This is a genomic window from Streptomyces paromomycinus, from assembly GCF_003865155.1.
Taxonomy (GTDB): domain Bacteria; phylum Actinomycetota; class Actinomycetes; order Streptomycetales; family Streptomycetaceae; genus Streptomyces; species Streptomyces chrestomyceticus.
The window spans coordinates 3,989,783-4,011,622 of the sequence record NZ_BHZD01000001.1 but is presented as its reverse complement, the minus strand read 5'-3'; the positions used below and the strand labels follow the sequence as shown (position 1 = coordinate 4,011,622).

Annotated in this window: 18 protein-coding genes; 6 read left to right on the top strand and 12 right to left on the bottom strand. The window is 74.3% G+C overall.

Annotated elements, in window-relative coordinates; translation table 11 throughout:
• Positions 1-28: 28 nt before the first annotated feature.
• From OEIGOIKO_RS16525 to OEIGOIKO_RS16495, 7 genes are all read right to left on the bottom strand, one after another.
• The gene (locus tag OEIGOIKO_RS16525; protein ID WP_125054714.1) at positions 29-1,102 is read right to left on the bottom strand and encodes a FecCD family ABC transporter permease; all 1,074 of its coding nucleotides are present in this window, start codon (positions 1,100-1,102) and stop codon (positions 29-31) included.
• On the bottom strand, positions 1,099-2,079 hold the full coding sequence (locus OEIGOIKO_RS16520) for a FecCD family ABC transporter permease (protein WP_125058728.1): 981 nt from the start codon (positions 2,077-2,079) through the stop codon (positions 1,099-1,101). Before OEIGOIKO_RS16520 ends, OEIGOIKO_RS16525 begins: the two co-directional genes overlap by 4 nt.
• 155 nt (positions 2,080-2,234) lie before the next feature.
• Positions 2,235-2,840 carry a dTDP-4-dehydrorhamnose 3,5-epimerase family protein gene (locus OEIGOIKO_RS16515; RefSeq protein WP_125054713.1) on the bottom strand — a complete coding sequence of 202 codons (606 nt, stop codon included), beginning with the start codon at positions 2,838-2,840 and terminating at the stop codon, positions 2,235-2,237.
• Complete coding sequence (rfbD, locus tag OEIGOIKO_RS16510) at positions 2,828-3,715, bottom strand: dTDP-4-dehydrorhamnose reductase (RefSeq protein WP_125054712.1); 888 nt, start codon at positions 3,713-3,715, stop codon at positions 2,828-2,830. The genes OEIGOIKO_RS16515 and rfbD overlap by 13 nt, the downstream gene beginning before the upstream one ends.
• Positions 3,712-4,773: a dTDP-glucose 4,6-dehydratase gene (gene rfbB, locus OEIGOIKO_RS16505; protein WP_125054711.1), complete on the bottom strand. Its 1,062-nt coding sequence runs from the start codon at positions 4,771-4,773 to the stop codon at positions 3,712-3,714. Before rfbB ends, rfbD begins: the two co-directional genes overlap by 4 nt.
• Positions 4,774-4,822: 49 nt before the next feature.
• Positions 4,823-5,890 (bottom strand): glucose-1-phosphate thymidylyltransferase, encoded by a 1,068-nt coding sequence (locus OEIGOIKO_RS16500; protein WP_125054710.1) that lies wholly within the window; start codon positions 5,888-5,890, stop codon positions 4,823-4,825.
• A gap of 7 nt (positions 5,891-5,897) precedes the next feature.
• On the bottom strand, positions 5,898-9,548 hold the full coding sequence (locus tag OEIGOIKO_RS16495; protein ID WP_170251729.1) for an ABC transporter ATP-binding protein: 3,651 nt from the start codon (positions 9,546-9,548) through the stop codon (positions 5,898-5,900).
• Positions 9,549-9,715: 167 nt separating this feature from the next.
• Between OEIGOIKO_RS16495 and OEIGOIKO_RS16490 the strand changes: the two genes are divergently transcribed.
• The 3 genes from OEIGOIKO_RS16490 to OEIGOIKO_RS16480 are packed head-to-tail and all read left to right on the top strand — an operon-like array spanning position 9,716 to position 13,368.
• Positions 9,716-10,879, top strand: coding sequence for a nucleotide disphospho-sugar-binding domain-containing protein (locus OEIGOIKO_RS16490; RefSeq protein WP_125054709.1), 1,164 nt, complete (start codon positions 9,716-9,718; stop codon positions 10,877-10,879).
• Positions 10,876-12,348, top strand: a complete 1,473-nt coding sequence (gene fes, locus OEIGOIKO_RS16485) for an enterochelin esterase (RefSeq protein ID WP_125054708.1) — start codon at positions 10,876-10,878, stop codon at positions 12,346-12,348. The genes OEIGOIKO_RS16490 and fes overlap by 4 nt, the downstream gene beginning before the upstream one ends.
• A gap of 39 nt (positions 12,349-12,387) precedes the next feature.
• On the top strand, positions 12,388-13,368 hold the full coding sequence (locus tag OEIGOIKO_RS16480; protein ID WP_125054707.1) for an ABC transporter substrate-binding protein: 981 nt from the start codon (positions 12,388-12,390) through the stop codon (positions 13,366-13,368).
• A gap of 301 nt (positions 13,369-13,669) precedes the next feature.
• Here the strand turns inward: OEIGOIKO_RS16480 and OEIGOIKO_RS16475 are convergent, their stop codons facing one another.
• Positions 13,670-14,848, bottom strand: coding sequence for an ABC transporter substrate-binding protein (locus OEIGOIKO_RS16475; protein WP_170251727.1), 1,179 nt, complete (start codon positions 14,846-14,848; stop codon positions 13,670-13,672).
• Positions 14,849-15,192: 344 nt separating this feature from the next.
• Between OEIGOIKO_RS16475 and OEIGOIKO_RS16470 the strand changes: the two genes are divergently transcribed.
• Together OEIGOIKO_RS16470 and purU are read left to right on the top strand one after the other, a co-directional pair.
• Positions 15,193-15,642, top strand: coding sequence for an SCO4402 family protein (locus OEIGOIKO_RS16470; RefSeq protein WP_413790149.1), 450 nt, complete (start codon positions 15,193-15,195; stop codon positions 15,640-15,642).
• 74 nt (positions 15,643-15,716) lie between these two features.
• A complete protein-coding gene (purU, locus tag OEIGOIKO_RS16465) occupies positions 15,717-16,589 on the top strand; it encodes a formyltetrahydrofolate deformylase (protein WP_125054705.1) in 873 nt (290 codons plus the stop codon).
• A 42-nt stretch (positions 16,590-16,631) separates the two neighbouring features.
• On the opposite strand, the gene OEIGOIKO_RS16460 is transcribed toward purU, so the two are convergent.
• On the bottom strand, positions 16,632-18,077 hold the full coding sequence (locus OEIGOIKO_RS16460; RefSeq protein WP_174857170.1) for a zf-HC2 domain-containing protein: 1,446 nt from the start codon (positions 18,075-18,077) through the stop codon (positions 16,632-16,634).
• Positions 18,074-18,685 carry a sigma-70 family RNA polymerase sigma factor gene (locus OEIGOIKO_RS16455; protein ID WP_125054704.1) on the bottom strand — a complete coding sequence of 204 codons (612 nt, stop codon included), beginning with the start codon at positions 18,683-18,685 and terminating at the stop codon, positions 18,074-18,076. The genes OEIGOIKO_RS16460 and OEIGOIKO_RS16455 overlap by 4 nt, the downstream gene beginning before the upstream one ends.
• A gap of 396 nt (positions 18,686-19,081) precedes the next feature.
• Here OEIGOIKO_RS16455 and OEIGOIKO_RS16450 point away from each other — a divergent pair, with 396 nt between their 5' ends.
• Positions 19,082-19,456, top strand: a complete 375-nt coding sequence (locus OEIGOIKO_RS16450) for an STAS domain-containing protein (protein WP_125054703.1) — start codon at positions 19,082-19,084, stop codon at positions 19,454-19,456.
• Positions 19,457-19,617: 161 nt separating this feature from the next.
• Here the strand turns inward: OEIGOIKO_RS16450 and OEIGOIKO_RS16445 are convergent, their stop codons facing one another.
• Complete coding sequence (locus tag OEIGOIKO_RS16445; protein WP_371858928.1) at positions 19,618-20,808, bottom strand: sensor histidine kinase; 1,191 nt, start codon at positions 20,806-20,808, stop codon at positions 19,618-19,620.
• Positions 20,805-21,458 carry a response regulator gene (locus tag OEIGOIKO_RS16440; RefSeq protein WP_125054702.1) on the bottom strand — a complete coding sequence of 218 codons (654 nt, stop codon included), beginning with the start codon at positions 21,456-21,458 and terminating at the stop codon, positions 20,805-20,807. The genes OEIGOIKO_RS16445 and OEIGOIKO_RS16440 overlap by 4 nt, the downstream gene beginning before the upstream one ends.
• Positions 21,459-21,840 lie beyond the last annotated feature (382 nt).

The following is a 21,840-nucleotide window of genomic DNA, read 5'->3' as shown; positions in this document are numbered from 1 at the left end:
AGCGGCCGGCGCGGGACCGGCCGCCCCCTCACAGCTTCCCCGACCTCCTCTCCAGGAACAGCAGCCAAGCCAGATACACGCCTCCGCCCACCCCCGTGATCACGCCCACCGGCAGGATGCCCGTACCGGACACGCGCTGCGCCGACCAGTCGGCGAGGGTGACCAGGACGGCGCCCATCCAGGCGGCGGGCAGCACGTTCGGCCCCGGTGAGCGGGTGAGGCGGCGGGCCAGTTGGGGTGCGGCGAGGGCGACGAAGGGGATCGGTCCGGCGGCGGCGACGGCGAGTGCCGTCAGGCCGGTGCCGGTGGCGAGGAGGGCCAGGCGGCTGCGTTCGGGGGCGACGCCGAGGGCGGCCGCGGTGTCGTCGCCCATCTCCAGCAGGGAGAGCCGCCGGGCCAGCGCCAGGACGGCGGGTGCCAGGGCGACGACCCCGAGCGCGGCCACGGTCACGTCGGGCCAGCCGCGGCCGTTGAGGCTGCCGATCATCCAGGTGGCGGCCTCGGCGGCCTTGCCGATGTCGGCCCGTACGTACAGGTAGCTGGTGAGCGAGCCGAGGACCGCCGAGCCGCCGATGCCGACGAGCACCAGGCGGTAGCCGTGCACGCCGCGCTTCCAGGCCAGCAGGTAGACGGCGGCGGCGGTGGCCAGTCCGCCGAGTATGGCGCCGAGGGCGATCTGCGCGGTCCCGGCCTCCAGGAGGATGACGGAGACGAGGGCGCCGGCCGACGCGCCGCTGCCGAAGCCGATGACGTCGGGGCTGCCGAGCGGGTTGCGGGCCAGCGACTGGAAGACCGCGCCGCTCATGCCCATGGCGAAACCGGCCAGCAGCCCGTCCAGCACGCGGGGCAGCCGCAGGTCGACCACGACGAAGTCGGCGCCGGGCGGCCCGTCCCCGAAGAGGGTGGCGACGACTTCGGCGGGGCTGAGGCGGTAGCTGCCCATGCCCAGCGACAGGACGGCCACCAGGATGCCGGTCAGCGCCAGTGCCGCGCAGACCAGCAGGGCGCGGCGGCCCAGCCTCAGGGACAGCCCGCCGCGGGTGCGCAGGACGGTGGGGCGGGGCGCCGTGCGGCGCGCGGGGGAGGTGCGTACGGCGGTCACAGCTGGGCCACCTTCCGGCGGCGGACGAGGTGGATGAAGAGCAGGCCGCCGAAGAACGCGGTGACGACCCCGACCTCGATCTCGGTCGGCGGTACCAGCACCCGGCCGACGATGTCCGACCCCAGGAGCAGGACCGGCGCGAAGACGGCGCAGTACGGGAACAGCCACCGGTTGTCGGGGCCGCAGAAGGCCCGTACGGCGTGCGGGATCATCAGGCCGATGAAGCCGATCGGCCCGCACACGGCGGTCGCGGCGCCGGACAGCAGGGTGATGGCGACGATGGACAGCACCCGGGTGCGGCCCAGCCGGGCGCCGAGGGAGCGGGCGGTGTCCTCGCCCAGGGCGACCGCGTTCAGCGGGCGGGCCACCGCGAGCGCGAGGACGGCGCCGGCCAGCAGGAACGGCAGCGCGGTCAGCAGCAGGTCGCCGCGGCGGCCGGTGAGGGTGCCGATCGACCAGTGCCGCATGGTCTCCAGGGCGCCCAGGTCGGTCAGTTGGAGGCCGTTGACGTAGCCGAAGAGGGCGGCGTTGACGGCGGTGCCCGCCAGGGCCAGCCGTACGGGGGTGGCCGCCCGGCTGCCGCCGAGGGCGTTGACCAGGACGGCCGCCACTCCGGCGCCGGCCAGCGCGAACCACAGGTAGCCGGTGAAGGAGGTGATGCCCAGCACGCTGATCGCGGTGACCACGGCGGCCGAGGCGCCCGCGTTGACGCCGAGGAGGCCGGGGTCGGCCAGCGGGTTGCGGGTGAGGGACTGCATCACGGCGCCGGCCAGGCCGAGGGCGGCGCCCGCCGCGACACCCAGTGCGGTGCGGGGCAGCCGCAGCTCGCGCACGATCCGGTCGTCGGCGGTGCCGGTCGACTCGAACAGGCCGTGCCACACGTGGTCGAGGGGGATGGCCTTGGCGCCCACGGCGATGCTCGCCAGGACGACGACGGCCAGCAGCGCCAGGCCCAGCAGCAGCCCGCCGGCCCGCAGTACGCGGCGTCCGGCGGGCGGTGCGGCCGGGGCTGCGGGCTTGCCCGGCCCTGCGGTACCTGCCGTGTCCGCCGCACCTGCCGTACCCGCCGTAACTGGAGTACCGGCCGGACCGGACGCCCCCGCGCGCGCCCCGGCCTCCGCCGCCGTCGTCGTCACGCCGCACTGCCTTCCCGATCGACGGCCCGGTACCGTACACACTCCTCGTACGACGGCAGCAGCCCACGCCCCTCGGCCTCCTCCAGAGTCGGCGCGGCGGCGTCCTTGGCGGACAGCAGCGGGGTGACCCCGGCGGGCCAGTCGATGCCCAGGGCAGGGTCCAGTGGGTGGACGCCGTGTTCCCGCTGCGGCTGGTAGCCGGTGGAGCAGAGGTAGACCACGGTGGCGTCGTCGGACAGGGCCATGAAGGCGTGGCCGAGTCCTTCGGAGAGGTAGACCGCGCTCAGCCCGTCCTCGTCCAGCGGTACGGCCTCCCACGCGCGGTAGGTGGGGGAGCCGGTCCGCAGGTCCACCACCACGTCCAGGACGGCGCCGCGTACGCAGGTGACGTACTTGGCCTGGCCGGGCGGCACCTCGCTGAAGTGCACCCCGCGCAGCACGCCGCGCCGGGAGACGGAGCAGTTGGCCTGCGCCAGTATCGGAGCGCGCCCGGTGGCGCCGGTGAACTCCGGCTGGGTGAACCATTCGTGGAAGGAGCCCCGGTCGTCCCGGTGGACGAGGGGTTCGCGGACCCAGGCTCCTTCGATGCTCAGCGGGCGCATGAGACGGCTCCTTCCAGGGCGGCGGTCACCCGGGTGAACTCGGCGGCGAGCGCATCGCGCCAGTGCCGGGGCGCGGGCAGCCCGGCGGCGGCCCAGCGGTCGTGGCCCAGCACGCTCCAGGCGGGGCGGCGGGCGGGCCGGTTCAGGGTGGTGCTGTCGGTGGGCCGGACGTGGTCCGGGTCGGCGCCGGCCAGCCGGAAGACTTCGCAGGCCAGTCCGTACCAGGTGGTCGTGCCGCCGGTGGTGGCGTGGAAGACGCCGGGGCGGGCGGGGCCGCGCCCCAGGGCGAGCAGCCGTCCGGCGACGTCGCGGGCCGGGGTGGGCTGGCCGGTCTGGTCGTCGACGACGTCGACAGTGGCGCCGCAAGTGGCGCGCTCGGCCATGGTGCGGACGAAGTTGCGGCCGTGGGCGCCGTACAGCCAGGCGGTGCGGACGACGGTGCCGGTGTGCGGCAGTTCGGCCAGGACGGCCTGTTCGCCCGCGAGCTTGCTGCGGCCGTAGGCGGTTCGGGGCCCGGTCGGCGCGCCTTCGGTGTACGGGGTGGTGGCGTCGCCCGAGAAGACGTAGTCGGTGGAGACGTGCAGCAGCCGGGTGCCGGTGGCCGCGCAGGCGCGGGCCAGGCCGCGCACCGCGTCGGCGTTGATGCGGTGTGCCTGCTCCTCGTGGGTCTCGGCGCCGTCCACGTCTGTGTACGCGGCGCAGTTGACGACCACGGCCGGGCGGACGCGGCGCAGGGCGGACTCCACGGCGCGGGTGTCGGTGAGGTCCAGGGTCCGGCGGTCCAGGGGGAGCGCGCATTCGCCTTCGGCGGCCAGCATGCGGGACACCTCGCGGCCGAGCAGGCCGCTCGCGCCGGTGATCAGCCAGCGGTTCACCGGGCGGCACCTCCCAGGGCCGGTGCGGCGCCGTCGGCGGCAGGGGCCTTGGTGCCGGCGGCCTGGGCGGCGGTGGCGGTGTCCTCGGCCGGCGGCGCCCACCGTTCGGGATGCTCGCGGTACCAGGCGACGGTCTCGGCGAGCCCGTCGTCGAAGGAGTGCCGCGGGACGTAGCCGAGTTCGGTACGGATCTTCGTCCAGTCCACCGAGTAGCGCCGGTCGTGGCCCTTGCGGTCGGTGACGTGGTCGACCCGGTCCCAGTCGGCGCCGCAGGCGGCGAGGAGGCGTTCGGTGAGGTCCTTGTTGCTGAGTTCGGTGCCGCCGCCGATGTTGTAGACCTCGCCGGGCCGGCCGCCTTCCAGGACGAGCCGCAGGGCCCGGCAGTGGTCGTCGACATGCAGCCAGTCGCGGACGTTGAGTCCGTCGCCGTACAGGGGGACGCGCCCGCCCGCGAGCAGGCGGCTGACGAACAGCGGGATGACCTTCTCGGGGTGCTGGTAGGGGCCGTAGTTGTTGGAGCAGCGGGTCACCGAGATGTCGAGGCCGTGGGTGCGGTGGTGGGCCAGGGCGAGCAGGTCGGAGCCTGCCTTACTGGCGGAGTAGGGCGAGTTGGGCGCCAAGGGCTCGGCCTCGGTCCAGGAGCCTTCCGCGATCGAGCCGTACACCTCGTCGGTGGAGACGTGCACGAAGCGGGCGATGCGGTGGCGTACCGCGGATTCCAGGAGGACCTGGGTACCGAGGACGTTGGTGGAGGCGAAGTCGGTGCCGCCCGCGATGGAGCGGTCCACGTGCGACTCGGCGGCGAGGTGCACCACCGCGTCGTGGTCGGCCAGCAGGTCGTCCACCAGCGGCCGGTCGCGGATGTCGCCGTGCACGAAGGTGTAGCGCGGGTCGTCCGCCACGGGCTGGAGGTTGGCGCGGTCCCCCGCGTAGGTCAGGGCGTCGAGCACGGTGACGACATGGGGTCCGGTGCCGTCGCCGGGGCCTTCGGGGGTGAGCAGGGTGCGGACGAAGTGGGATCCGATGAAGCCGGCTCCGCCGGTGACGAGGATTCGCAAGGCGTCAGTCCAAGAAGGGGAAGGGGTGGGGGCGCGCGGGGGCCGGGGCTCAGGGCGCTATCTGCACCTGGCTGTGGTCGCCGAGCACCAGACGGTGCGCGCGGGGCGCGCGGGCGGCGCCGCTCATACGGACCATCCGGCCGATCAGCGAGCCCTCGATCCGGCCGGCGTTCTCGATGCGGGAGTCGCCCAGGACGATGGAGAACTCCACCTCGCTGCCGCTGATCAGGCACCCGTCGGCGACGGAGGTGGAGGGGCCGATGTAGGAGTCGCGCACGACGCTGCCCGCGCCGATCACGGCCGGCCCCACGATCCGGGACCGTACGACGCTGGCCCCGGCCTCGATGCGGACCCGGCCGACCAGTTCGCTGGCGTCGTCCACGTCGCCGAGGACGGCGGGCGGCAGGCCCTCCAGCACGGTGCGGTTGACCTCCAGCATGTCGGTGGCGTTGCCGGTGTCCTTCCAGTAGCCGGAGATGACCGTGGACTGGACGGTGCGGCCGGCGTCGACCAGCCACTGGAGGGCGTCGGTGATCTCCAGTTCGCCGCGCGCGGAGGGTTCGATGGCCCGTACGGCGTCGTGCACGCCCGGCGTGAAGAGGTAGACGCCGACCAGCGCCAGGTCGCTGCGCGGGTCGCTGGGCTTCTCCTCCAGGCGCACGACGCGCCCTTCGGGGCTGAGTTCGGCGACGCCGAAGGCGCTGGGGTCGGGGACCTTGGTGAGCAGGATGCGGGCGTCGGGGCGGGTCTTCCGGAACTCGTCGACGAGTTCGGCGATGCCGCCGACCACGAAGTTGTCGCCGAGGTACATCACGAAGTCGTCGTCGCCGAGCCAGTCGCGGGCGATCAGGACGGCGTGCGCCAGGCCGAGGGGCTGCTCCTGGGGGAGGTAGGTGACGCGGGCGCCGAAGCGCGAGCCGTCGCCCACGGCCGTACGGATCTCCGCCGCGGTGTCGCCGACGATGATGCCGATGTCGGTGACACCCGCCGCGACCAGGGATTCGATGCCGTAGAAGAGCACCGGCTTGTTGGCGACGGGGACGAGCTGCTTGGCGGCGGTGTGGGTGATGGGCCGCAGCCTGCTGCCGGTGCCTCCGGAGAGGACAAGTGCCTTCATGAGCGGGTCATCCTTGGGTGAGGGGGGCGGGTTCGGCGGCGGTCGAGTGGTGGTGCCACAGCCGGGCGTACGCGCCGTCGGCGTCGAGGAGCTCCTGGTGGGAGCCCTGCTCGGCGATCCGTCCGGCGTCCAGGACGACGATCCGGTCGGCGCGCGCGGCGGTGGCCAGGCGGTGCGCGACCAGGACGGTGGTGCGGCCGTCGGCCAGCCGGTCCCCGGCGTCCAGCACCGTGCGTTCGGTGGCCGGGTCGAGGGCGGCGGTGGCCTCGTCGAGCAGCAGCAGGCCGGGGTCGACGAGGTGGGCGCGGGCCAGGGCGACGAGCTGGCGCTGGCCTGCGGACAGGCGCTGGCCGCGTTCGCCGACGGGCTGGCGGAAGCCGTACGGCTGGGCGGCGACCGCGGGCAGCGCGCCCACGGCGCGTACGGCAGCCTCGACCTCCTGGTCGGTGGCGTCGGGCCGTCCGTAGCGGACGTTGTCGGCGATGTCGCCGGTGAACAGGTGGGCTTCCTGGGGGACGACGCCGAGGAGCCGCCGGTAGGCGGGCGGGTCGTAGGCGCGGACGTCCGCGCCGTCCACCAGCACCTGTCCCTCGGTCGCGTCGTGGAAGCGGGCGAGCAGCTTGACGACGGTGGACTTTCCGGCGCCGGTCGCGCCGACGAGCGCGACCGTCTCGCCGGGTTCGATGCGCAGGCTGACGCGGTCCAGCGACGGCCGCTCGGCGCCCGGGTAGCGAAGGGTGACGTCGCGCAGTTCGACCGGGCCGCGCAGCCGGTCCGGTACGGGCGCGGGGTCGGCGGCGGACCGTACGGACGGCTCGACGCGCAGCAGCTCCATCGTGCGGCGCAGGCCGACGGACGCCTGCTGGTAGCTGTCGAAGGCGAGCGAGAGCTGCTGGATCGGCGAGAAGAACATGCCGAGGAAGAGGGTGAAGGCGACCAGCACGCCGGGGCTGAGGCCGCCGTCCGCGACCCGGTACGCACCGAAGAGCAGGACGGTGGCCTTGGCGAGTTCGGCGGTGAGGTTGACGCACGGGAAGTACACGGCGGCGTAGCGCTGGGCGCGCAGCCGGGCGGCGCGGTAGCTCTCGGAGAGCTTGCCGAACGCTTCGGCGGTCTTGCCCTCGCGGCTCTGGGACTGGGCGACGCGCAGGCCCGAGACGTTCTCCTGGAGGCTGGAGTTGACCTCGCCGACCCGCTTGCGGGCATCGGTGTACGCGGCGGAGGACAGCCGCCAGAAGACGGCGGTGGCGACGGCGATCAGGGGGACGAGGGCGAGCGCGGTCAGGGCCAGCGGCAGGTCGACGGCGAGCATCGCCACTACCGCGCCGCACAGGGTGGCCAGCGCGGCGACCGAGGTCAGCAGGTGGGTCTGGAGGAAGGCGGAGAGCGCGTCGATGTCGTTGACCATGGCGGTCATGATCTGGCCGCCGCGTTCGCGTTCGTAGAAGTCCAGGCCGAGCCGCTGGAGGTGGGCGAAGGTTTTCACCCGGAGCCCGTACAGCACCCGCTCCCCGGCCCGCCGGGTGATGCGTGCCTGGAGGGTGAGCACGCCCCAGCCGAGGGCGACGACGAGCAGGGCGGTCAGGACGGTGGTGGTGAGCGCGCCGCCGTCGCCCGCGCCCACCCCGGCGTCCAGGCCGTGCCGGACGAGGAGGGGCAGGGCGAGGGAGGCGAGGGAGTCGGCGACGACGAGCAGCAGGCCGAGCAGCAGGGCGGCGCGTACGGGGGCGAGCAGCCGCCGGAAGCGGGCGTCGGGGTCGGGGGCGCGCAGCCGGGCTTCGTCCAGGCGCGGGTCTTCGGCCTCGTCCTCCGCCGTCTTCGGCGCCTCGTCGGCGGGGGGCTCGGGCCAGAGGTCCGGGGTGACGCCGCGGTCGGTGGTGTGCGGGTCGGCGGTGACGCGTACGTCGAGGGAGTCGCCGGGCCCGGCCAGGAGCTCGCGGAACAGCGGGCAGCGCTCGGTCAGTTCCTCCTGGGTGCCGGAGTCCACCACGCGGCCGTCGTCCAGAACGGCGATGCGGTCGGCGAGCTGGAGGGTGGAGCGGCGGTGGGCGATCAGCAGGGTCGTCCGGTCGCCGGTGACGGCGCGCAGCGTGCGGTGGATGGCGGCCTCGGTACCGGCGTCCACGGCGGAGGTCGCGTCGTCCAGGACCAGCACGCGCGGGTCGGCCAGCAGGGCGCGGGCCAGCACCACGCGCTGCCGCTGCCCGCCGGAGAGCGTCAGCCCGCGTTCGCCGACCTCGGTGGCGTAGCCGTCGGGCAGCGCGGTGATGAACTCGTGCGCCTCGGCGGCCTCGGCGGCGGCCCTGACCTGCTCGTCGGTGGCGTCCGGGCGCCCGTAGGCGATGTTGTCGCGGACCGAGCAGGAGAACAGGAACGGTTCCTCGAAGACCACGCCGATGGTGGCGCGGAGGTCCGCGAGCGACAGTTCGCGGATGTCGGCGGCCGCGCCGGGCGGGCCGACGTGCACGGAGCCGGCCTGCGGGTCGTAGAAGCGGGGGAGCAGCAGGGAGACGGTGGATTTCCCGGAGCCGGAGGGGCCGACGAGGGCGAGGGTCTCGCCGGGCCGTACGGTCAGCGACGCACCGTCGAGCACCGGGTCGCTGGGCGCGTATCCGTAGCGGACGTCGCGCAGTTCCAGGCCGACGGGGCCGGCGGGCAGGGCGACGGGGTTTTCCGGTTCGGTGATGTCGGGCCGGGCGTCGATGAGTTCGTTGACGCGTTCGGCGGCAGCGCGCGCTTGCTGGGCGGTGACCAGAAAGCTGGCGAACAGCCTGGCGGGTCCGGCCAGCAGTGCCATGTAGGCGGCGAAGGCGAGGAAGGTGCCCAGTCCGATGGTGCCGCGCAGTGCCAGCCAGCCGCCGAGGGCGAGTACGCCGACCTGGCCGAGCGCGGGCAGCGCCGCGAGGGTGGCGGTGGCGCCGGCCTGGATGCGTGCCACGCGCATGCGCCGTCCGAACAGGCCGCGGGCGGCGCGCGCCAACCGGTCGGTCTCGCGGTCCTCCTGGCCGAAGCCCTTGACCACCCGTACGCCAGTCACGGCCTCCTCGACCTGCTCGGCGACCTGGGCGGCGCCCGCCTGGGCCGCGCGCGTGGCGGGGACGAGCCGGGCGCGGCTGCGGGCGGCGGCCCACGCGGTGAGGGGCACCACGGTCAGCGCCACCAGGGCGAGCGGGGCGCACAGCCAGAGCATCGCGCCGACGGCGACGAGGAAGAGGGCCGAGGTGCCGAGCGGGATCGGCAGCATCCCGAGCATGATCTGCACCTGGGTCAGGTCGCTGTTGGCGCGGGAGACCACCTGGCCGGTGCGGAGCGCGTCCTGTTTGACGCCGTCCAGGCGTTGCAGGGAGTCGAACACCTGGGTGCGCAGCCGGTGCTGGACGCCGAGGGCGAGTTTTCCGGCGGCGTAGCGGCGGGTGAACTCGGCGCTGAACTGGACGAGCGCGAGGCCCGCCATGGCGGCGGCGAGCCAGCCGATGCGGCCGGTGTGACCTGCGACGGCGTCGTCGACGCCGAGCCGGGCCAGCAGCGGTCCGACCGCTTCAAGTCCCGTGCCGAACACGGAACTCACGGCGACCGCGAGGAGGAGTCGGGGGTGGTGCCGGCACGCGGCACCGAGCCTGCGTATCCAGCCGGGGGACGTTGTTGACCTGCTGAGCACGTGGTTAGCTTAGGCTTGCCTAAGTGCCTGGTCGCCACTCGGGGTGTGTGACCTGGCACACATGTACCTCACATGTACTCATGACCCACCCGTTTCAGCCGTCTCGCCGTACCACCCGTGACCCGAAAGGTTCTTGACGGACCGTCGGGAAAGAAAGCAGGTAGTCGATGCGTGTCCTGTTCGCCGGGCCCCCCTTCTTCGGGCTGCTCTACCCGATGGTCCCGCTCGCCCAGGCGTTCCGCGCCGCGGGCCACGACGTCCTCGTCGCCACCTGCGGACGGGCCGTCGGCCACACCGTCGCCGCCGGGCTGCCGGCCGTCGACTGCGCGCCCGGCATCGACCCCGACGCCCTTTACGCGGCCATGGAGAAGGGCCGCCAGGGCAAGCCCCCGGCCCCGGGCGAGCAGCGCACCGCCCCCAAGGGCAAGGGCTTCTCCTTCTTCAGCGAGGAGATGGCGGACACCATGGTCGACGTCGCCCGCCACTGGCGGCCCGACCTCGTCGTGCACACCCCCAACGGCGTCGTCGGCCAGCTCGTGGCCGCCGCCCTCGGCATCCCCTCGGTCGTGCACGCGGTCGGTTTCGGCCACACCGGGCGGCACGTCGCGATGATGAACGACGCCCTCGCCGACGGGTACGCCCGGCACGGCCTCGACGGGCCGGGACCGGTCGCCGCCTGGCTCGACGTCACCCCGCCCGCCATGAGCGTCACCGCCGAACCGCACCGCCGCTACCTGCGCTACGTCCCGTACAACGGCGGCGGCGCGCTGCCGCACTGGCTCTTCGAGGACCGCAAGCGCCCCCGCATCGCGGTCACCCTCGGCACGGTCCGCCCGGTCGTGGACGGTGTGTCGCCCGTCGAGTGGGTCGTGGACGCCGCCCGCGTCACCGACGCCGAATTCGTCCTCGCCCTCGGCGGCGCCGACCTGTCCGCGCTCGGCACGCTCCCCGACAACGTCCGTCCCGTGGAGTGGACGCCCCTGGGCGCGCTGCTCGCGGGCAGTGACGCCACCATCCACCACGGCGGCGCGGGCACCACCCTGACCGCCCTGGACGCCGGCCTGCCGCAGCTCGTCCTCGGCGAGGGCGCCGACCGGCCCGCCAACGCGGCGGCGGTCCAGCGGCGCGGCTGCGGCCTGGTGCCGGAGGACCCGGCCGCCCTCGCGGGGCCCGACCGTCCCGGACGCGAACTGGTCCGGCGGCTCCTTGAGGACGAATCGCTGGCCACCGCCGCCAGCGAGACGGCCGAGGAGATGGCCGTCATGCCCAGCCCTGCCGACGCCGTGCCCCGGCTCGTCGAACTGGCCCTCTCCCAAGGAGCGAACAGATGACCCACGCGGACGGCACCCCAGCGGCCGGCGCCCGTACCGCCCTGGCGGCCCCCGCCGGGCCGCCCCGTACGCCCCGGCCCCACCCGGCCGAGACCACGGACAGCCCGCGGGTGCGGCGCCTGGCCGCCGAGCTGGCCGCGGCCGGGAAGGCGGAGGCGCGCGCCGCGGTGCTGGACGGGTTCTGGGACGAGGTGACGGCCTGCGGCACCCCGCTGGTCGAACCGCTCGACGCCGGGGCCGGGACTGGGGCCGGGGCCGGAACCGAAGCCGAAACCGAAGCCGGAACCGAAGCCGGAACCGAAGCCGGGGCCGGGGCCGGAACCGAAGCCGAACCCCACCCAGGGCACCGCGCCGTCACCTTCCTGTGGCGCGGCGACCCCGCGACCCGCCAGGTACTGCTGATGGTCAACCGGCTGATGGACCGCTCCGACCTGCCCGCGAGCCTGATGCGCCACCTGCCCGGTACGGACGTGTGGCACCTGACCTACCGCCTGCGCGGCGACCACCGCGGCTCGTACCGCATCGCCCCCGACACCGAGGGCCGGGCGCCGGACGACCTCGGCGCGCTGTCCGCCACCGGCGTCGGCGACCCGCTCAACCCCCGGACGATCGCCACCCGCTGGCACGGCCCGCCCGGCTCCGTCTTCGAACTCCCGCACGCCCCGCCCCGCCCGTGGACCCACCCCGCGGGCCCCGGCGCCCCGCGCGGCACGGTACGGCGCCGCCAGGTGGCCAGCGCCGCGCTCGGCACGGAACGCGAGGTGTGGGTGTACGAGCCGCCGGTGCCCGCCACGGGCCCCGCCGGGCCCACCGACACCCTCGTCCTGCTCGACGGCGACATGTGGTTCGGCCAACTGCACCTGGAGGACGTGCTCGACGGCCTCGTCACCGACGGCGCGATCCCGCCGCTGACCGTGCTCGCCCCGCACGCCGTCGACAACGCCACCCGCGCCCGGGAACTCGGCGGCCATCCCGAGTACGTCACCTTCCTCGCCGAAGAGCTGCTGCCCTGGGCCGCCTCCCGTCTGCCCGTCGGCACGGACCCGGCGCGCACGGTCGTCGCCGGGCAGAGCCTGGGCGGGCTCACCGCCCTGTACGCGGGCCACACGGCGCCGGATCGTTTCGGCAATGTCCTGGCCCAGTCCCCCTCCATGTGGTGGCGGCCCCCGGGCGAACCGGCCGAGGAGACCGCGTGGATCACCCGCCGCTACGCCGGAGGCGCCCCGCGCGGACTGCGGCTGCACCTGGAGGTCGGGCTGCACGAGTGGGGCATGCTCGAACAGACCCGTGACCTGCGCCGGACGCTCCGCGCCGACGGCCACTCCGTCACCGGCGCCGACTTCAACGGCGGCCACGACTACGCCTGTTGGACGGTCGGCCTGGCCGAAGGGCTGATCGCCCTGCTCGGCCCCGGCACGCCACCCGGCCACCGGGACACCGACGTGTCCCCGGCCACCGCTACCCGCTGACCCCCCCGTACCTTTCCGCACACCCGAGGAGCACCTCCGATGCGTTACCGCCGACCCGCCGCCCTGCTCACCGTCGCCCTGGCCGGCGCCCTGACCCTCGCCGGCTGCGGGGACGGCGACTCCGGCGGCAAGGACGGCGCCGACGCCAAGGCGGGCGGCTCCGGCACCCGTTCCGTCACCGACGCCAACGGCAAGAAGGTGGACGTGCCCGCCGCCCCGAAGAAGGTGGTCACCCTCAGCGAGCCCACCCTCGACGCCGCCCTCGCCCTCGGCGCCCACCCGATCGGCGCCACCAGCGGCCGCGGCCAGTCCGGTGTGGCCGACTACCTCGCGCCGAAGGCCAAGGACGCCCAGATCGTCGCCAACACCGCCGAACCCGACCTGGACAAGCTCGCCGCCCTGCGCCCCGACCTGATCCTGCTCGACGAGACGGTGGGCGCCAAGCGCGTCCAGGACAAGCTCAGCCGGATCGCGCCCACCGTGCTCACCGCCAAGCTCAATGCCCCCTGGCGGGACGCCTTCGCCGCGACCGCCGACGCCCTCGGCAAGAAGGCCGACGGCCAGAAGTGGCTGGACACCTTCGACGCGCGCCTGAAGGCCGTGAAGAACGGACTCGGGGCCAACGCCGGGGCCGTCACCAGCGTCATCCGCTGGCAGAACGGCGCCCCCTCGGTCGTCGGCAAGGGCAAGGGCCACGTCGGCGACACCCTCACCGCGCTCGGCCTGAAGCGGCCCCAGGGCCAGCAGGGCGAGAGTTCCGGCCACAGCGAGCCGGTGAGCCTGGAGCGCCTGGAGACCATCGACGGCGACTGGCTGTTCCTCGGCGCGCTCGGCGACCGGGCCGCGGGGGAGAAGGGGCTGAAGGAGGCCACGGCCGTACCGAACTTCGGCAAGCTCAAGGCCGTCGAGAAGCACCACGTCGTGGTGATCGACGGTTCGGCGTGGAACAGCTCGGGCGGCCCGCTCGCCGCCGAGGCGGTCCTCACGGACGTCGAGAAGGCCCTCGCCAAGAAGAGCTGAGCGGGTGGCCGTGCGGGCGGGCGACGGGGAGCGACGGGCGGGGCCCCTCAGCGGGGGGCGACGGACGCGTCTCAGCGAGTCGCGACGGACGCGCCTCAGCGGGGGCGACGGACGCGCCTCAGCGGGGGCGACGGACGCGCCTCAGCGGGGTGCGACGGACGCGCCTCAGTGAGTCGCGACGGACGCGCCTCAGTGGGGGGCGGACGCGCCTCAGCGGGGCGTGACGGGCGTCGCTCAGGGGGGCGTGTCGCTCAGGGGGGCGCGCCGGGCGTCCCTCAGGTCGCAGCCACGAGCGCCGCCCTCAGCCGTCCGCCCGCGGCTTCTCCAGCGTCCCGGCGACGTTCACGAACCCCTCCTTCGCCGCCACCAGCTGCCCGTCCCGTACGGCCTGGTAGGTCACCAGCGCGTTCACGGTGCGCGGGAAGTCCTGCACCGCGAGCATGTCCTCGGAGCGCCAGCGCAGCTTGGGCGTCAGGCCGCCCGTGTCCACGGCCTGTGCGCCGCGGTCCAGGGCCTGCTGCACGGTGTGGGCGGTGATGTCCTGCACGCCCTCCTTGCCCAGCCGCTCGACGACCGCGCGCAGCACGGTGTAGGCGATCCACGTCGTCTGCACGCCCGGGTCGGCCGGGTCGATGCGGTTGTCGCCGAAGGCGTGGTCGTTGATGACCTTGCGCATCGGGTTCCAGCGCGGGTCGCTCGCGACGGGGTACCAGCCCGTCAGGTACGCGCCCTCCAGCGGCCCGGCCCGCCCGCCCGTACGGTCCACCAGCGCCTGGCCGACACTGCCCAGCACCGAGGCGATCCGTACCTTCGAGCCGTCGGGCTGGAGCCGGCGGAAGGAGTCGAAGAACGTGTCGGTGCGCTCGCCGAGGGTGGCCGTCACACAGCCGCCCGCGCCCTTGGTGCCGCCCGCCGCGCCCGTTCCGGCGGCGCCCACGCCGTCGAGGGCGCGTCGTGCCGCGTCGGCGTAGTCGGTGCCGTCCTCGGGCGCGCGGACGTCCTTCGCGGCGGCGCGGCTGCCGTCGGCCAGGCCCGCGCTGAGCAGGGCCGGCATCTGGTCGCCCTGGATGGTGTCCGGGCGCACCAGCGACACCCGTTCGCAGACGCTCGCCAGTTGCCGCCCGTTGCCCGCCAGGAGGGCCGCCTGGCCGCCGTTGACCGGATACGACAGCGGGCTGGCGAACTCCTCGTCGGAGACGCCGTAGCCGCCGAGGTACGGGATGCCGTTCCGCTCCAGGGGCGAGATGAACGAGCGGCCGAACTGGCTGTACGAGCCGACGACCGCGACCGCCTTGGCCTCGACCGCGCGCTGCGCGCAGTGCGCGGCGGCCACCGAGTCGTTGTGGTCGTTGCAGGTGACGACCTTCAGCGGGTGGCCGTCGAGACCGCCCCGGGAGTTGACCCAGCGGGCGTACGCCTCGGCCATCGCGGGCATGCCCGGCATGTTGGTCGCCTTGGTGTCCACCGGTGCCCACGTCATGACCGTGAGCGGCTCCTTCTCCCCGGAGCCTCCCGGAGCGCCGGGGAGGGAGCCGCAGGCCGAGAGCAGTGACGCCAGGGCCGCCGTGCAGGCCGTCGCGGCGGTGGCTGCCGCGAGGGCGCGGGGAAGGGGCGGGGGGAGGAGGGGCGTCGCCGTCCGGTCATGTGCACGGAGCATTCCGCTTCGCCCGGAACGGGTGAGTGACGCCGGGGCAACGAGTGGTGACACCGGGGTGAACTCCGGGGGGCCGCCAGTGATCATCGGCGGAGAACGTACGATCGAATACTGTGCAAGGTTCGGAGAAGTCTTCCCGTCGCGGCCGCCGCTCGACCACCATGGGCGCCATGCCGCTGACCGACATGCCGTGGTGGCGCTGGCGCAGCAATGTGCGCTCCGCGCTGCACATGCTTTCCGACCCCGTCTTCCAGCGGGAGACCTGGCTGGCCGGCCTACCGGGGTACGGGGACGTCACCGACGCCGTGTACCGGCTCGTCGAGGACACCTGGCTGGACAACTGGTCCGCCGAGAAGTACGTCGGCACGATCTTCCGCGACTCCCAGGAGGCGTCCCTGGTCGACGTCGCCGTCCTGCGGGTGCTGCGCATCATGCACCAGGTCGGCCCGGACGCCCCGGTGACCGCCTACCTGGAGCACCACGGCTGGCCGGAGGCCGTACGGGCCGCGCGCGACGCGCACGTACGGATGGCGGCGGCGGACGGCGAGGACCCGGACGCGGCGCCGCACTCGCTGGAGGTCCTGGCGATCATGACGCGGGGGCAGGGCGCCCCGGCCTGAGGGCCCGGGTCCCCCGGCCCGGCGTCCCGGCCGCGGGACGGACCACGGCCGGGAATGTGCGACCCTATGAGGTCATGAGCGACTCGCAGCCCAGTACCCCCGACCAGTACGTCCTCACCCTCTCCTGCCCGGACAAGCAGGGCATCGTGCACGCGGTGTCCAGCTACCTGTTCATGACCGGTTGCAACATCGAGGACAGCCAGCAGTTCGGGGACCACGACACCGGGCTCTTCTTCATGCGGGTCCACTTCAGCGCGGACGCCACGGTCAGTGTGGAGAAGCTGCGGGCCAGCTTCGCCGCGGTCGGCGACTCCTTCCAGATGGACTGGCAGATCCACCGCGCCGACGAGAAGATGCGCATCGTCCTGATGGTGTCCAAGTTCGGGCACTGCCTCAACGACCTGCTCTTCCGCTCCCGGATCGGCGCGCTGCCGGTCGAGATCGCGGCCGTGGTCTCCAACCACACCGACTTCGCCGAGCTGGTGGGCTCCTACGGCATTCCCTTCCACCACATCCCGGTGACCAAGGACACCAAGGCCGCCGCCGAGGCGCGGCTGCTGGAGCTGGTGCGCGAGGAGAACGTCGAGCTGGTCGTGCTGGCCCGCTACATGCAGGTGCTCTCCGACGACCTGTGCAAGGCGCTGTCCGGGCGGATCATCAACATCCACCACTCCTTCCTGCCGAGCTTCAAGGGCGCCAAGCCCTACCACCAGGCGCACGCGCGCGGTGTGAAGCTCATCGGCGCCACCGCGCACTACGTGACGGCGGACCTCGACGAGGGCCCGATCATCGAGCAGGAGGTCGAGCGCGTCGGCCACGGCGTCACGCCGGACCAGCTGGTGGCGGTCGGCCGGGACGTGGAGTGCCAGGCCCTGGCGCGCGCCGTGAAGTGGCACAGCGAGCGCCGCGTCCTGCTCAACGGCGCGCGTACCGTCGTCTTCGCGTAACGAGCACCCGCTGCCCGTGCCCCCGGCGGGGCACGGGCACGCTCACAGCCGGGAGAGCGACGCGGTGGCGAACAGCACGTCGCGGATCGCCTCCGGCTCGCCGTGCTGCCCGGCGGCCGTCTCCTCCGGAGGCACGTGGCCGGCCGCCAGCTGGCAGAACTCCATGCTGTCCAGCGCGATGTGCGCGACCGTGCGGTCCGGCGTGCCGAGGGCGCCCGGCGAGTCCAGGGCTATGTACCAGTGACCGCCGCCGCTGCCCTCGACCTCCAGATGCAGCGTACGGCCGGGCGCGCCCGCCTCGACCAGGCCCTGGGGCGGCGGCGCCAGCCCGGCCCGGCGCCGGGAGGCCAGCGCGCGGGGCAGCAGCCGGGCCGCCAGGTCGACCATGAGGTGCAGATGTCCGGCGGCCGGCGCCTCGTACGGGTAGTCGACCGCCTCGGCGATGTCGCCCGCGTGCACCCAGCACTCGAAGGCGCGGTCCAGGAAGGCGTCGCGCAGCGGCAGCCGGACGTCGCCGCCGTACGGCACGGCCAGTTCGGTGACGCCGTGGCCGGCGAAGGACACCGTCCGGATCAGGGCGTGGCTCTGGTCGCGCCACGGTGCGCGGGTGGCGTGCGGGGCACGGCCGTCCGCGATCGCCTGCCAGCAGGCTTCCGTACGGTCGCGGGGCCCGGCCGGTCCGTGCGGGGCGGCGCCCAGCGGGTCGCCGAGGCCGAGCGCGGTGGCGACCAGGCCGTCCACGGCCAGCAGATGCCCGATGACCCCGGCCACGGTGGTGCGCCGCTCGGCGGGCCGCTCGCCCTCGAACCAGCGCAGCCGTACCGGAGTCTGCCACTCCGCCTGGCCCATGTCGCTGAGCAGCGCGTCCAGCTTGGCCGTCTCGGCGTCGTACGGGGCCGCCCACTCCGGAACGGGGATACGGGCCGGACGCCGGCCCAGGCAGCCTTCCAGCACCCGCGAGCGCAGCAGCGGGTCGAGGTCCAGCGGGTCGGCCGGATGCAGCAGGCCGACCGCGTCCCGCAGGCGCAGCGCCTCGTCCGCACAGGGCGCGCAGTCCGTGAGGTGCTCCTCCACGGCGGCCGTCTCCTCGGCGGAGCAGGCGGCCAGGGCCCACGCGCCGAGCAGGGACTTCAGGACCCGGTGCGGGGGTGGTGCGGGTGCGGGCGCGGGAGCGGACGTGGGGGCGCTCGGCGGTTCCGGTGCCGTGGGTGCCGGTTGGGGTGCCGGCAGTTCCCGTGCGGACGGTTCCGCCGCCGGCGGGAGCGCGTCGGGCAGCGTCCCGTCGTCCTCGGCCGCGGTGCGCGGAGACGGTATACGGGGCCGGCCGCCGGAGCGGGACGCGCCGTCGGCGCCGGGGCCCTGCGGGGCGCCCGGACCGTGCGGATCGTGCCGGTCGTGCGGGGCGTGCGCGTCGTCCGGGCCGTGGGAGCCGTCCGGGCCGTGCCGGTCGTCCGGGCCGTGCCGGTCCCACTCCTCCGGGCCGTTCACAGCCGCCGTCCGGGTCCGGGGCCGCCCGGTGGGGACTCCGCCGGCCGTGCGGGCGGCAGGGCCTGGTGGTTGTGCGCGGTGGACAGCAGTTGCAGGCCCAGCCGCAGCCGCCGCCGGGCCTCGTCCTCGGTGACGCCGAGGTCGGCGGCGGTCTGGCGGTAGTCGCGGCGCTGGAAGTAGGCCAGCTCCAGGGCGGCGCGCAGCGGGGCGGGCATGGACGTGACGATGTAGTCGGCGCGGGCGGCGGTGGAGGCGGCGCGGATCTGGCGCTCCAGTTCGGCGGGCTCGGGGGCGTCCTGGCCGCGGTCCCGGGCCGAGGCGGCCTCGGTCTGCCGCAGCCGGTGCACGGACTGGCGGTGCGCGAGCTGGGCCACCCAGGAGCGCAGCGATCCCTGCTTGGGGTCGTAGGAGTCGGGGTTCTCCCAGATGTAGCCGAAGACTTCGCGGGTGATGCGGTCGGCGGCGGTCTCGTTGCCGAGCACCCGGCGGGCAAGGCTGTGCACAAGCGAAGCGAACCGGTCGTACAGCTCACCGAGCGCGGCCGCCTCGCCGCGCGCCAGCCGCTGCTGCATCCGCCTGTCCCAGCGCGGTGGTGCGTCATGTCCCATCCGGCCCCCTCCCTCGCCGCCGCCGTGCCCCGCACTCCACCGTGCCATCGAATGTAGTGGGCCGGTCCGACATTGATGCCCCTTTGCGGCAAACCCGCGTTGCCGGTGGCCCACGGATGGTATGGAGACGGTCACTTTTGGTGGTAATGCCCGTCCACGGCGGATCGAAGCGCAACCATTCGCGTCCCTATCTGCCGATGTGTTATCCGTGTGTGACCGGTTCCCGGGGGAAAGTTCCCCGCTCACTGGGCATAGCCTTGGAGAGGAACGGCCCGTTGCACACAGAATTCTGAAGAGTTTCAGGGGAGAGCGGCCGGGCAGTCGAGGCGGGAAGGGCGCATTCCGGTTGATACCGGGGAGTGTCCCGTCCGCAAGCGAGCGAAAGGCTTCGAGCGCGTGTCGTTGAAGGTGGCAGAAGGCGAGCAGGGCCGCTGGGCCGTGTTGCAGGTCTCCGGCGAGATGGACCTGGTCACGTCGCCGGCGGTGCGCCAGCACGTGCACGACGCGGTCGCGGAGGGCCGCCGCAGTGTGGTGCTCGACCTCTCCGAGGTCCAGTTCTGCGACTCCAGCGGCGTCGGTGTGCTGATCGCCGCCCGCCGGCTGATGCGGTCCTGCCAGGGACGGCTGCGGCTGATCCTGCCCGCGCAGGGCGCGGTGGACGGCTCGCACGTCAACCGGGTGCTCGCGGCGCTCGGGGTGCGCCGTCTCTTCGAGGTCTACCCGGATCTGAGCACGGCCGTCGACGAAGCGGCCGCCCCGCTGTCCGCGTAGCCCCGCGGGGCCCGCCGGGGTGAGTCCGTCGGGTGACAGGGTTCGACGTTCGTCGATAGCGCAGAGTTACTCATCTTTCACCCGCCGTGAGGAAATGTCGGGCCTGCGTCCGCCTTCCCACTCCTGATCAATTCGACCCCGCCGTAAACCTGACGGAATCCTCACCCCGCGTCCTGGGGGAATTCCGCCCGTACGAGAAATCCCCCGTCCGCCGTGTGCCCGGCCTCCAGCAGCCCGCCCAGACTCTGGGCGCGCTCGCGCAGGCCGACCAGGCCGTGGCCGCCGCCCGGCAGCGCCGGAGCCGGCGCGGAGACGTCCGGCGGCCCGTTGCGCACCTCCACCCGCAGCCCGCGCGGGGCCACCGGCTCCGTCCCCTCGGCGCTCGGCTCCGCCTCCACCGCCGCGACCCGCACCCGTACCCGCGCGCCCGGCGCGTGCTTGCGTACGTTGGTCAGCGCCTCCTGGACGGTCCGGAAGGCGGCCCGTTCCACGGCCTTGGCCCTGGCCGCCCCGTCCGGCACCTCGTGCTCGTACACGACGTCCAGGGCGCTCATCTCGATCAGCCGCGGCAGTTCGGCCAGGTCCGGCTGCGGCGCCAGGTCCCGAGTGCCCGCGCTGCCGCCGCCGGCCGCCCGCAGGATGCCGACCATGTGCCGCAGCTCCTCCAGGGTCCGTACGGACAGCTCCCGGATCGTACGGGCCGACTCCCGCGCGGCGTCCTCCCCGGTGCTCACCTGCACCGCCCCGGCCTGCAGGCTGATCAGACTGACCTGGTGCGCGACCACGTCGTGCATCTCGCGGGCCAGCCGCGCCCGCTCGGTGGCCAGCACCCGGTCCGCGATCAGCCGGTCCTCGCGGCGCAGGCTGCGGGTCAGGTCGTCGACCCGGGCGGCGAGTTCGCGGCGGGTGCGCACCAGCAGGCCCAGTGCGATGGGCGCGGCCGAGGTCACCGTCGCGTCGATCAGCACCTGCACGTTCTCGCGGTACGCGTCCGGGTCCAGGTCGGAGAGCGGGTACGGGAGGAAGTGCGCGGCGATCAGCAGTACGGCGCAGCCGCCGAGCCGGGCGCGGCCGGGGCGGAGCGCGGCGAGGGTGTAGAGGGCGACCATCGGCGCGAACCAGATGTAGCCGATGTACAGGCCGGGGAGGGTGACGAGGAAGACCGCGAGCGGCAGCCGGCGCCGCAGCAGCAGCGCGGCGGCGGCGACCAGCGAGACGCCCAACTCCAGTCCCAGGTCCAGACCGTTGACGAGGAAGGCGTCCACCATGGACAGCAGCACCGGCACGGCCAGGGGTACGGCCAGGCGCGCGGCCCGGCGTATGCCGTCGGGCAGGCCGCCGCGCGCGGTCACCGGGGGCCGCCCGCGACGAGGCCCGCGCGGTCCGCGAGGATCGCCGCCTGGACGCGGTTGAGCCCGCCCAGCTTGCCCAGCAGTGCCCGTACGTGGTCCTTGACGGTGCTCGGTGCCAGGCCCATCCGCTCCGCGATCTGCGCGTTGCCCAGGCCCTCGCCGAGCAGGGCCAGCACCTCGGACTCCCGGGGCGTCAGCGCCTCTACGGCGCGGACCGCGGCGGCCTGGTCCTCGGCGCTGAGAAAGCCGCCGATCACGGCACGGGTGACGCCCGGGTCGAGCACGCTGCCGCCCTCGGCCAGGGTCCGTACGGCCCGCACGAGTTGTTCCGGGTCGGAGTCCTTGAGCAGGAAGCCGGCCGCTCCTTCGCGCAGCGCCGCGGTCAGGTACTCCTGCGCGTCGAAGGTCGTCAGCATGGCCACGGCGGGCGGTTCGGGCGCGGCGCGCAGGCCGCGCAGGACGGTCAGCCCGTCCACGTCCGGCATCCGGATGTCGAGCAGGACGACGTCCGCCGCGCTGTCCAGCACGGTCTCCACGGCCTCGCCGCCGCCGCAGTCCGCGACCATCTCGATGTCCGGGGCGGTGCCCAGGATCATCCGCAGCCCGGATCTGACCAGCCGCTCGTCGTCCACCACCGCGACACGGATCACCGGCCGCCCCTCTCTGCATCGCGTCCATGGGCCTGCCCGCCGCACGCCGTGGCCACCCCCGCCGGACGGCGGGGGTCGGTGCACGACCTGCGGAGGATGCCGTGAGGTGGCGCCCGCGGGCAGAGTGCCTTTCATGCTGCACCACCGAGGAGGCCACGAGCCGCCGAGGCGGTGCAGCTCACAGTGACGGCCGCCGCGACCCCCACACGTGGCGGCCGTCGCCGTCGAGCTCCGCGAGACCCCGTTCCGTAACCGCGAACGGCCCGGCGCCGCTCGCCTCCGGACAACTTCCGCCCCGCCCGTTGCCTCCCGTCACGGCCGCCTCTAGGTTGGCCGCGATCCGCCGTACGCCCGCCTGTTGGGCGCCGCGCGGGCCACCACC